The sequence below is a fragment of the Clostridioides sp. LIBA-6622 genome (assembly GCF_056716095.1).
This window is the reverse complement of record NZ_CP196998.1, coordinates 3,006,098-3,018,206: the sequence shown is the minus strand read 5'-3', so window position 1 is coordinate 3,018,206 and position 12,109 is coordinate 3,006,098. Positions and strand designations below refer to the sequence as shown.

14 protein-coding genes are annotated in these 12,109 nt (G+C 28.7%); all 14 read left to right on the top strand.

The features are described 5' to 3' along the window. The first annotated feature begins 2 nt into the window (after positions 1-2). The 14 genes from murG (at position 3) to ACTG47_RS14305 (ending at position 12,081) form a co-directional block, all read left to right on the top strand. Positions 3-1,229 carry an undecaprenyldiphospho-muramoylpentapeptide beta-N-acetylglucosaminyltransferase gene (gene murG / locus ACTG47_RS14370; protein ID WP_479925053.1) on the top strand — a complete coding sequence of 409 codons (1,227 nt, stop codon included), beginning with the start codon at positions 3-5 and terminating at the stop codon, positions 1,227-1,229. Between the two features lie 271 nt (positions 1,230-1,500). Then, positions 1,501-2,241, top strand: coding sequence for a cell division protein FtsQ/DivIB (locus ACTG47_RS14365; RefSeq protein WP_479925052.1), 741 nt, complete (start codon positions 1,501-1,503; stop codon positions 2,239-2,241). A gap of 22 nt (positions 2,242-2,263) precedes the next feature. Then, positions 2,264-2,962 (top strand): DUF881 domain-containing protein, encoded by a 699-nt coding sequence (locus tag ACTG47_RS14360; RefSeq protein WP_479925051.1) that lies wholly within the window; start codon positions 2,264-2,266, stop codon positions 2,960-2,962. Between the two features lie 4 nt (positions 2,963-2,966). Continuing rightward, a complete protein-coding gene (locus ACTG47_RS14355) occupies positions 2,967-3,641 on the top strand; it encodes a DUF881 domain-containing protein (RefSeq protein ID WP_479925050.1) in 675 nt (224 codons plus the stop codon). A gap of 98 nt (positions 3,642-3,739) precedes the next feature. Continuing rightward, positions 3,740-4,093, top strand: coding sequence for a small basic family protein (locus ACTG47_RS14350; protein WP_169468428.1), 354 nt, complete (start codon positions 3,740-3,742; stop codon positions 4,091-4,093). A gap of 188 nt (positions 4,094-4,281) precedes the next feature. Then, complete coding sequence (ftsZ, locus tag ACTG47_RS14345) at positions 4,282-5,439, top strand: cell division protein FtsZ (RefSeq protein ID WP_021385415.1); 1,158 nt, start codon at positions 4,282-4,284, stop codon at positions 5,437-5,439. A 274-nt stretch (positions 5,440-5,713) separates the two neighbouring features. Continuing rightward, entirely contained in the window at positions 5,714-6,988 is a 1,275-nt protein-coding gene (locus ACTG47_RS14340) for an ABC transporter substrate-binding protein (RefSeq protein ID WP_169468426.1), read from the top strand. A gap of 318 nt (positions 6,989-7,306) precedes the next feature. After that, entirely contained in the window at positions 7,307-8,152 is an 846-nt protein-coding gene (locus ACTG47_RS14335) for a sigma-E processing peptidase SpoIIGA (protein WP_079747033.1), read from the top strand. Between the two features lie 24 nt (positions 8,153-8,176). Further along, on the top strand, positions 8,177-8,899 hold the full coding sequence (gene sigE / locus ACTG47_RS14330) for an RNA polymerase sporulation sigma factor SigE (RefSeq protein ID WP_021385541.1): 723 nt from the start codon (positions 8,177-8,179) through the stop codon (positions 8,897-8,899). 91 nt (positions 8,900-8,990) lie between these two features. Further along, positions 8,991-9,764, top strand: coding sequence for an RNA polymerase sporulation sigma factor SigG (gene sigG, locus ACTG47_RS14325; protein ID WP_169468424.1), 774 nt, complete (start codon positions 8,991-8,993; stop codon positions 9,762-9,764). A 104-nt stretch (positions 9,765-9,868) separates the two neighbouring features. Next, positions 9,869-10,132, top strand: a complete 264-nt coding sequence (locus ACTG47_RS14320; RefSeq protein WP_054271213.1) for a YlmC/YmxH family sporulation protein — start codon at positions 9,869-9,871, stop codon at positions 10,130-10,132. 22 nt (positions 10,133-10,154) lie between these two features. Beyond that, a complete protein-coding gene (gene nrdR, locus ACTG47_RS14315) occupies positions 10,155-10,616 on the top strand; it encodes a transcriptional regulator NrdR (protein WP_021385527.1) in 462 nt (153 codons plus the stop codon). Next, positions 10,613-11,374, top strand: a complete 762-nt coding sequence (gene pgeF, locus ACTG47_RS14310) for a peptidoglycan editing factor PgeF (RefSeq protein WP_479925049.1) — start codon at positions 10,613-10,615, stop codon at positions 11,372-11,374. The genes nrdR and pgeF overlap by 4 nt, the downstream gene beginning before the upstream one ends. Before the next feature lie 14 nt (positions 11,375-11,388). After that, on the top strand, positions 11,389-12,081 hold the full coding sequence (locus ACTG47_RS14305) for a winged helix-turn-helix domain-containing protein (protein ID WP_003416112.1): 693 nt from the start codon (positions 11,389-11,391) through the stop codon (positions 12,079-12,081). Positions 12,082-12,109: the final 28 nt, after the last annotated feature.

Below are 12,109 nucleotides of genomic sequence, written 5' to 3'. Positions count from 1 at the left end.
TGATGAAAGTTTTATTATCAGGCGGTGGAACTGGAGGGCACGTGTATCCAGCTATAGCTATTGCTAACAAAATAAGAGATGAGCATCCAGACGCTGAGATAATTTTTGTTGGGACGGAAAAAGGAATAGAATCAGAAATAGTTCCTAAGTATGGATTTGAATTAAAGACTGTAACAGTACAAGGATTTAAGCGAAAAATAGACTTCGATAATGTAAAAAGAGTTTTTAAGCTTTTCAAAGGCCTGGAACAATCAAGAAAGATTGTTAAGAAATTTAAACCAGATGTAGTTATAGGAACTGGTGGATATGTTAGTGGACCTGTTTTATTTAATGCATCTATGGGGAAAATACCAGCCATAATACATGAGCAAAATTCTTTTCCTGGCGTGACTAATAAGATTTTATCCAAAACAGTTACAAAGGTACTTACAAGTTTTGAAGATTCACATAAAAGATTTCCAGAAACAGCAGAAGAAAAATTAGTTTTCACAGGAAATCCAGTTAGAAAAGAAATTTTATTATCAAGAAAAAATATTGCAAGAAAGAATCTTTCAATAAGTGAAGAAAAAAGAATGGTTCTTTGCTATGGTGGTAGTGGAGGCTCAAGAAAAATAAATGATGCAATGAGACTTGTAATAAAGAACATGGTAAATGAAGATATAGCTTTTATATTTGCTACAGGAAGAAGCTATTATGATGAGTTTATGGAAAGTATTAGTGATATAAATCTTAAGCCATACCAAAAGGTTGTACCTTACTTAGAAGATATGGCGAATGCACTTGCAGCAAGTGATTTAGTTATAGGTAGTGCAGGAGCAATTTCATTAGCTGAAATAACTGCTCTTGGAAAGCCGTCTATAATAATACCTAAAGCATATACTGCCGAAAATCATCAAGAATATAATGCTAAAAGTATAGAAAAGCAAGGTGCAGGGATTGCAATTTTAGAAAAAAATCTAACTCCAGAGAGCCTAAATACAGCAGTATTTAAACTTTTAGGAGATAGAGAACTTTTGGTTGATATGGCAAATGCAAGTAAAACTATAGGGAAACCTGAAGCCATAGACCTTATATACGATGAGATAATAAAAGTATATAATTCAACACAAAAATCATCATCTAAAAAAACAAAAAAAGAAAAGGTTGTTGAGGAAGTAAAAGAAATAAAAAAAGAAGCAACTCCAAGTATAGAAGGTCAAGCCAAAGTAATTGGAATAAAGAAAAGGTAAATCAATATTTACCCCTGATTTATAATATATTAGATTTTCTAAATTATTATAAATTAGGGGTTTATTTGTATGTACACAAGTTTAAATGTTTGAAATATATATATAACCTTTTATATTTATTTTGGTGAAGCATTGATTTATTTATGTTTATTTATATTTTATTTAGATGTTTTGTAAGAAAATGAAAAAATTTGACTTTAAATATTATAATTTTCTTGTAGGGAAAATAAGCTCTAAAGGTGTATTTATTAACCAAAGGGGTTGATTATATTTGAAAAAGAAAAGGAAGCTAAATACGAATAATGTCATGATAGTTTTAGTCTTTATACTTATGCTATCTTTTGGAATATGTATGATTGTAAAAAGTGATTTATTTGATGTAAAGAAGATAGATGTAATCGGAAATAAGAGAGTCACTAAATCAAATATAATGAAAGAACTAAATACAAATACACATGAAAATATCTTTGCATATAATTTTAAAGATATGAAAAAGAAACTTATGGAAAATCCATATATAGAAAATGTAGAAATAAAGAGAAAATTTCCAAATAAAATAATTATAAGTTTAAAAGAAAAAGAAATATTTGCAGTATTAAAAAATGTAGATAATTATTGTTATATAGATAAGAAAGGTAACTTATTAGAGGAACTTAGAGGTTCTAATGAAAGTAAAAAAGACTTAGTAGTAGATGTTGATTATAGTGTTGATGATGATAAATCAATAAAATTTAAGAATTACAAAACTAAAGAGAATGTATTTAAAACTTTAAACTCTTTAAAAGAAGAAGGACTTTATAGAAAAATAAATTATGTAAACTTAAGAAAAGAAAGCAATATAGATATGCTTACAAGAAGTAATATAAAAATCTTACTTTCTAATGATGATAACTTAGATTATAATATATCTAGGGTAAGTAAAATTCTGATTGACCTGCAAAATAAAAATACCAAGGGCGGGACTATAAATCTTAATTATGGGAAATTAGCTGTGTATAGTCCTGAAGGATAGACAATCGTAAGGAAGTGATATATTGAAAAAAAGTTTTATAAATAAAAGCATAGTCATAGGAAGTATTGTATTAGGTGTCCTTGTTAGTTTGCAACTTAAAATTATTAATATAGAAAATAGAGGTATGACAACTTTCAAAAGAGGAGAGCAACTTACAGAAGAACTCAAATCTTTAAAAAAAGAAAAAGAGGATTTACAATCAGAAATTAATAGTGTGAAGAAAGATGTAGAGACTTATAGAGGTAAAAATGATGAAGGAGAGCAAGATATACTTAAGTCAGAAATAGAAAAATATGAGACATTGGCTGGATATACAGATGTTGAAGGCAAAGGTATAAAAGTGGAGATAAATTCTGTAAAAGATTTAGGAAGCTCTGATAAAAATGATAGTATACTATATAATTATGATTTATTACTATCAATGATAAATAAATTAAATTCAGCACAAGCTAGTGCTATATCTATAAACGGACAGAGAATAGTTTCTAATACATATATGTATTTAAAAGAGGATAAGCTTTACATGAATGACACTGTTATAAAAGAACCAATTATAATAAAAGCAATTGGTGATTCTGATACATTAGCTTCTGCACTTAATATAAAATATGGTATTGTCTGGGAAATAGAAACGTATTATAATGCTAAGGTAAAAGTAAGCAAAGAAGAAAATGTAGAAATAGATGGACATGGTGATATAAACAAAGTAGAGAGGAAATAATAGTATGAAAAAGAAAATGGTTATATTAGGAGCGTTCATATTAGGCATTTTCATATCAACTTATACAAAGTCACTAGACCCAAATAAAGTATATATAACATTGAGTCAGACTGAAAATATTGAAAGTGAGATAGAAAATACAAAGAAAGAAATAAAACATTTAAAAGAAGCGCTTAAAAGTAACAAGAAAACTTTAAATGAATATAAGGAAGCAAAAGAGAATGGAAATGAATCTATTCAGATACTTATGAAAAAAGAACTTGAAGAAGTTAAAGAATTAAGTGGTTATTCAACTGTTACAGGGCCAGGTATAACTATTACTATGAAAGATAGTGATAGAGAGCTAAAAGATGGGCAGAACCCAAATGACTTGATTATACATGACATTGATATTTTAAGAGTTTTAAATGATTTAAAAAAAGCTGGTGCAAAAGCAATTTCTATAAATGGAGAAAGAGTACTATCAACTAGTAAGATAAAATGTTCAGGAGCTACTATTACAGTAAATGATACTACATATGGACAACCCTTTATAATAAAAGCTATAGGAGATATAGATTTATTGAGTGCTGCTATAAATTCTCCAGAATCATATGCTAAGTCTCTTAAGGAGATATATGGAATCAACATAAAAATAGTGGAAAATAATGGAAATAAAGTGGATTTATTCGCAAAATAAAGCGAAAAATATAAAAAAATAAAGAAAAAATAAGAAAATTTAATAAAAAGGATTGTAATATAGTTGTGTTTCAAAGTAAAATAAAGAGGTGAGGATTTATGATATGGGTTTTAGGAGGATTGGCATTTGGTGTGGTAGTAGGTTACTACATTCCATTTACATATTCTATGGATTATTCTATATATATGTCAGTAGCTATTCTTGCAATAATGGATTCTATTTTTGGAGCGATAAAATCCAGTTTTGAAGATAACTATGATAATGTAATTTTTGTTACTGGTTTCATAGGTAATGCTATATTAGCTATACTATTGACTTATATAGGAGAAAAATTAGGAGTTTCTCTTTACTATGTTGCTGTATTAGTTTTTGGTATGAGATTATTTAATAATTTATCCATAATTAGACGTTATGTCGTTAGCAATATTATGAATAAAAAACGTAGAAATTAAAGAGCATTTGATATATATGTAAATTATTTTATACTCAAGAGTAATATTTGACAATATAAGTAAGAAAATTAAAAAGGAAAATTTACGTTTTTGTGGAATATGTTACTTAAAGGTTAACAAAATAAAAGAAGAAAATGATATAATTAATACATACGATAACTTTGAATCATGAGAGAAGGGGGTTTATGATGCTAAACTTTGACGTAGAATTAGAAGAATGTGCACAAATTAAAGTAATAGGTGTAGGTGGCGGTGGAAACAATGCTGTCAATAGAATGGTAGAAGCTCAACTAAAAGGCGTTGAATTTATATCAGTAAATACAGATAAACAAGCTTTATATACATCAAAAGCTGAATATAAAGTTCAAATAGGAGAAAAATTAACTAGAGGACTTGGTGCAGGAGCAAATCCAGAAGTAGGAAAAAGAGCTGCTGAGGAGAGTAAAGATGAGATAGTAAAATTGCTTCAAGGAGCTGATATGGTCTTTGTTACAGCCGGAATGGGCGGCGGTACTGGGACAGGAGCTGCTCCAGTAGTTGCAGGCTTGGCAAAAGAAATGGGTATACTTACAGTTGGTGTGGTTACAAAACCTTTTGCATTTGAAGGTAAGATAAGAATGAAAAATGCTGAAGGTGGAATAGCAGAACTTAAATCAAAAGTTGATACTCTTATAACAATACCAAATGATAGGCTTTTACAAATAGTACAAAAAAATACTTCAATGTTAGACGCTTTTGCAGTTGCAGATGATGTATTAAAACAAGGTATACAATCAATTTCTGACCTTATAGCAGTTGAAGGCTTAATAAACCTAGACTTCGCAGATGTTACTACTATAATGAAAGATAAGGGTCTTGCTCATATGGGTATAGGTAGTGCTAGTGGTGAGACTAGAGCAATAGATGCTGCTAGACAAGCTATTCAATCTCCACTTTTAGAAACATCAATACAAGGAGCTAAAGGCGTTCTTCTTAACGTTACTGGTGGACCTAACTTAGGATTATTTGAAGTTAATGAAGCATCTACTTTAGTTATGGAATCCTGTGACCCAGAGGCGAATGTTATATTTGGTGCTTCTATAAAAGAAGATTTAGGTGATGAGATAATGATTACAGTAATCGCAACAGGATTTGAAGGATTACAAAGTGGGATATTAGACTTAGATACTAAGCCTAAGTCAAGCATACGTTCTTCATTAAATACAACAGTAAAACAAGCTGTAAAAGAAATTGAAGAAGAAGTAATTGTTGAGGAAAAAATAGAAGCTCCTAAAAAAGCAAGCATAATCGAAGAAGATGATGATGAGAGCATGGAGATACCTACATTCCTAAGAAGAAGAAGATAATATATAAATTTATAAAGAAGTCAGTAGACTTCTTTTTATTTTGCCTAATTTAAGTTCCTAAAGCGTAAAAATATATTGCAATATTTTGAAATATAAAAAGAAGTTTTTTAATAAATGAATTAAAACAACATATATAGGAAAAAATGATAGTTGCAGGAACCAGTATAGTTTTTTGCGATTAGACAAGGGTAGTCTTATTTGTTAATATTAAATCTGAATTAAATTGTAAATATTTGAGGAAAAAGACAAATTGAAGTCTGAAAGGGGATTAAGCATGATTAAGCTAAAAAAAATTCTTTCTTTAGTGATGGTAGGTATCCTATCAACATCAATTCTTGCTGGGTGTTCAAAAAAAGAAGATTCTAAAGGTAAAGGTGGTAAAGAAAAATTAGTTGTGTGGTCTGCACCATTGACAGACCATGATGCAGATGCATGGAAACCAATATTGGAGAAATTTGAAAAGGAAAATAATTGTGAAATTGAATTCCAGATAGTACCATGGGATAATTATGCAGAAAAATATGCAACTGCAATAAGTGCAGGTGAAGGCCCAGACATAGGATACATGTATGCAGAGATGTTTCCTCAATTTATAGAAATGGGTGCAGTTGAAGACTTGACACCATATCTAGAAAAATCAGGAACTTCAGATAATTATATATACTTGGATAATGCAAAAATGATGGGTGGTATTTATGGATTACCTATAGAAGCTGCTAATCCAGGTGTACTGTACTATAATAAAGATATACTAGAAAAATTAGGAGAGAAGCCTCCAAAAACATGGGATGATTTTAAAAGAATCTGTGAAAAAGCAACAAAAGATACTGATGGAGATGGAAAAATCGACCAGTGGGGTCTTGCACAAGGTTGGGGTTCTAAAGTATTTGGAAGCTTAAACTGGAACTGGTATCCTTATTTATGGCAAGCTGGAGGAGATATATATAATGATGATTTAAAATCAGTTAAATTTAATAATGCAGAAGGTTTAAAAGCTGCAAACTTTATAAATGATATGAAAAAATATATACCAGACAATGCTCTATCAAAAGATAGTAATGAAATGGTTGAAAGTGTATTTGGGCCAGGAAAAGCTGCATTCACTATAATGTTATCTTCTGCGGCTACAAGTACTTTTGATAAATCATTTCCAGATTTAAACTGGGGATATGTAACTTCATTAGAAGACAAGACAGTTGGTAGTTTTGCTTCAGTAGATGATTTAACATTAATGTCAGCATGTAAAAATAAAGAACTTGGATTTAAACTTCTTGAATATATGTTAAGCAAAGAATCAATGGAAGCTTTCCATAAAGAAATACCAAGAGCACCAGTTGCAAAAGGGGAAAAATACCAAGGAGACCCAAGATTTGAAGAAATGGTAACAAAAGATAAAGATATGTATAGACCATTAACTGTTGGGCCTCATGGAGTAGAGATATATGAATACTTATGGAAACAACTTCAAATGATGATAGCTGGAGACATAACTCCAGAACAAGCACTAGATGATTCTGCAAAATATGCAAATGGATTATTAGCGCAATAATATAAATTTGAATTTATGGACTATGTAATTTGATTTTATACAAGTAAAAAATTTACTTGATATATTATTAAATTACATAGTCTTTTTTTATAAAAATATACCCCAAAAAGAACTAATAACTTCTACCTAGATATATTAGATTCTACAAAAAAGCTTATTTGTTTGATACTAAAAAAATATCTTTTGGCGACATAAAGTATAAGACATATATCATTGTTACTTTTAAATAGAATTTGTTTTGGATTCGACCATCAAAAGTGACATAAAATTTTGTACATACTATCTTATAATATGTTTAAAGGTTTTAAGGGGGGATACATGGTGTATATTGAGTACTATGTTATAGAAAACCTAGTAATAAATTATATTATTATAAGTTGTACTTCTATTCTCACTAAAAAATACAATCCTAAAAAAAATAAGTTATTGGGGGCTAGCTTAGGAGGTGCCTATTCGGTTGCTTATTTGTATCCATCAATGAACATATTATTCACAGTACCATTCAAAATAATAATCATGAGTATAATAACTTTAATTTCATTCAGGAGCAAGAGTAAAAAAGATTATGTTCATGTAGCATTAGTTTTCTATTTGGTGAACATTTTTATTTCTGGAAGCACTTATTTTATAATTTATTTTACAGGAATAAGTCACTTAAAAATATCTTTCTTAATTGCATGTACTTATGTAAGTTGCGAATTATTAAAGTACATTTATAAAGACTTGAAAATGCTTAAATACATCAAGGAACTTACAAAGACTATAAATATAAACTTGTTAGAGAAAAGTTTTTGTTGTAAAGCCTTAGTAGATAGTGGGAATTTATTAAAAGACCCAATAAGTCAAAGTGATGTAATAATAGTTAAGTCAAGTGTGTTAGAAGGGTTTATTCCAGAAAATCTATTAAATATTAATTATGAAGATATAGATATGAAGAAAGCACAAGAGATTATAGGAAGCCTAGATGATAAAACTTCAGGAAGAGTGAGGATAATACCTTATAAACATGCTGGAAGTAATAAGACAAGCATAATAATAGGTCTAAAAGCTGATTATGTAGAAGTAGATGAACAGAAGATAGGAAATATAATACTTGGTATCTCAAATTTTAATGATAGAGAATATGGAGCAATAATGAATCCAAATATATTGCCTGGATTTTAGGTGAAAATTTAAGGGGGACAAGGAATGTTACGATTGAAAGAAAGAATTATAAGCTTTATTACTATGTTAGGTATTAAATTAAAAATAATAAAGCCAAAAGGGATATACTATATGGGAGGAGCGAATATACTTCCTCCACCATTAAAACCAGAAGAAGAGATGGAAATTTTACAAAAACTAGAAACAGATGAAAGTGTAAAATCAATTTTGATAGAAAGAAATCTCAGACTAGTAGTCTACATATCGAGAAAATTTGAAAATACAGGTATAGATGTAGAAGACTTGATTTCTATAGGGACTATAGGTTTGATAAAAGCAGTTAATACTTTCAAACTAAATAAAAATATAAAATTAGCAACCTATGCTTCAAGATGTATTGAAAATGAAATATTAATGTACTTAAGAAAAAATAATAAAAAGAAAACAGAAGTATCATTTGATGAGCCTTTAAATATAGATTTGGATGGAAATGAACTTTTGCTATCTGATGTTCTAGGTACAGAAAATGATGAAATATACAAAATAATCGAAGAAGAAATAGATAGAGATTTACTGGTTATGGCGCTAGACAGATTAAGTGACAGAGAAAAGCAAATTATGGAATTAAGGTTTGGACTTATAGATAAAGGTATCGAAAAAACACAAAAAGAAGTTGCTGGAATGCTTGGAATATCTCAGTCTTACATATCTAGACTTGAAAAGAAAATAATTTCAAGATTACAGAAAGAAATGAAAAAATTTGTATAATGCTAAATTAATTCTTCTTAAAAAGTATAAAAAAATTGGAAATGTAAATAATTTCAATAGATGAATACTTTTGAGAGAGGACTGAAAATGTATGCAAGTTAATAAGGTTGAAATATGTGGTGTTAATACATCGGAACTTCCAGTTCTTAAAAATAAGCAAATGAAGGAACTTTTATTACAAATAAAAAGTGGTGACGAAGAAGCTAGACAACAGTTTGTAAGAGGAAATTTAAGATTAGTCTTGAGTGTAATAAAAAAGTTTAACAACAGAGGAGAAAATATAGACGATTTATTTCAAATAGGTTGTATCGGTCTTATAAAAGCTATAGATAACTTTGATTTAAGTCAAAATGTAAGATTTTCGACTTATGCGGTTCCTATGATTATAGGAGAAATTAGAAGATATCTAAGAGATAATAATCCAATTAGAGTAAGTAGGTCATTAAAAGATATAGCATATAAGGCACTACAAGTTAGAGAAAGATTAATTAGAACAAACTCTAAAGAACCTACAGTATCAGAAATAGCAAAAGAGTTAGAATTAGAAGTTGAGTCAGTTGTAATGGCACTAGATGCAATACAAGACCCTATATCTCTATTTGACCCAGTATATCAAGATAATGGAGATGCAATATTTGTTATGGACCAGGTTCAAGACAAAAAAGATACTGATGAAAACTGGTTACAAGAAATATCACTTAAAGAAGCTATCAAGAAATTAAATAGTAGAGAGAAGTTGGTATTAGATTTAAGGTTTTATAAAGGAAGAACTCAGATAGAAGTTGCTGATGAAATCGGTATATCTCAAGCACAAGTATCAAGAATTGAAAAAAATGCTTTAAAAAATATGAGAAAATATGTATAAGTAATCCATGGACTGTAAACATTATTTTAAATTTAAATGACCTATATAGGTCATTTTTTTTTACTTCAATACATATTTATTTTTAAAGAAAGGGTGAGTATAATATGATTAGAGTTTCTGATATAATGGAAAAAGAAATTATAAATGTAAAAAATGGAAAAAGGATGGGATTTATAATAGACATAGATATGGATATTCATGAGGGAAAGGTAGTCTCATTTACCATTTTTGGAGATGGAAGTAGAAATTTTTTTTCAAGAGGAGGGGATGAAGAAGTTATATTTTGGAATGATATACTTAAAATAGGTTGTGATACAATAATAGTAAATATAGGTTCAGAATTAAGCTTAGATGAATTTGAGATATAGTTAAAACAAAGGAGGAATATATATGCAATGTCCTTATTGTAATTATAAAGAATCAAAAGTAATAGATTCTAGACATACGGATTTAAAATCTATCAGAAGAAGACGTGAATGTGAATCGTGTAAAAAGAGATTCACTACTTATGAAAAAATAGAAACAACTCCTTTAATGGTTATCAAAAAGGATAACAGTAGAGAGTATTTTGATAGAGAAAAGATAAAGTACGGGTTATTAAAAGCATGTGAAAAAAGACCTGTATCTATAGAAGAAATTGAAAGTATCGTTGTACATATTGAAAATGAAATAAATAAATGCTTTATAGAAGAAATCGAAACCAAAAGAATTGGTGAGATGGTGATGGATAAATTGAAAGATTTAGATGAAGTAGCTTATGTAAGATTTGCTTCTGTTTATAGACAATTTAAAGACATAAACACTTTTGTAAATGAGCTTAAGAGTATATTGATAGAAAAAGGAGACAAATGATGAAAGATTATATAAATATAAAAAATGTACAAGATATTAAAGAGTATGTTAATTTAAATGGTAATTGTAAAGAACTTGATGAAAAATTAAATTCTATAAACCTAGTTATAACATGTAAGAATATAGATGCAAAAAGTAAAGAAGATATGTTAAAAGTATGTAAAGAAAGTGATTTGACATTTGAGAACTTGACTAGTAATTCTCAAATACATTCAGATATAGTTAATATAGTAAATAAAGACACTATAGGAAGAAGAATAGATGGAGATGCACTTATAACGAATTTAGAGAGAGTGCCACTTTTATTATTTACAGCAGATTGTGTACCTATATCAATTATAGATGCTAAAAATAAAGCCATAGGACTGGCTCATGCAGGTTGGAGAGGTACTTTTAGTAATATAGGTCATAAAACAATTAAATTAATGTCTGAATGTTATAAAACAGTTCCTGAAGATTTAGTTTGTATAATTGGACCATCAATTGGACCTTGTTGTTATGAAGTGTCTGAGGATTTAGTAGAAAAATTTAACACAATTCTTACAAATAATGATGAAAAGTTCTATATAATAAAAGAGGGAAGTTACTATTTAGATTTATGGAAAATTAATGAGTATATGCTGAGATGTAGTGGAGTTAAAAAGGAGAATATAATAAATTTAAATTTATGCACTAGTTGTAGAGCAGATGAATTCCACTCTTATAGAAAACATAATAAGGCATCAGAACGAATAGGAACGGTACTACAGATAAAATAGAGAGGAGCTTTTTAATGAATACTAAAGTGCTTGTTATAGACGATGAAATGCATATAGTTGAGCTATTAAAATTCAATTTGGAGGTGTCAAATTACGAAGTTAGTTACTCATATGATGGGTTTGATGGATTTATAAAAGCTAAGGAAATTAAGCCAGATTTAATACTTTTGGATTGGATGCTACCAAATATAAGTGGAATAGAAGTTTTGAGAAAAATAAGAAGTGATAAAGATTTAAAAAATATTCCTGTTATAATGCTTACTGCTAAAAATATGGAAAATGACAAGGTCGAAGGGCTTGAAATAGGTGCTGATGATTATATAACTAAGCCATTTAGTATAAAGGAGTTGTTAGCTAGAATTAGTTCTGTTTTAAGAAGATATAACCTGACTAGCTTAGGTGAAGAAAATAATATACTTACTACAGGTAATTTAAAATTAGATTTATCAAAGCATGAGGTCACTAAAGGTTCTGAAAAGATAGAGTTAACACTTAAAGAATTTGAACTGTTAAAATTATTAATTCAAAATAAAGGTAAAGTACTTTCAAGAAATTATCTTTTGGATAAAATATGGGGGTATGAATACTATGGAGAAACTAGAACAGTAGATGTTCATATAAGGTATTTAAGAAAAAAAATAGAAGATGAAGATAAGTCAGAAAAATATATAGAGACTATAAGAGGTGTAGGATATAAAATAGATTAAAAAGGTTATATTTTAGGAGTGTTATCTT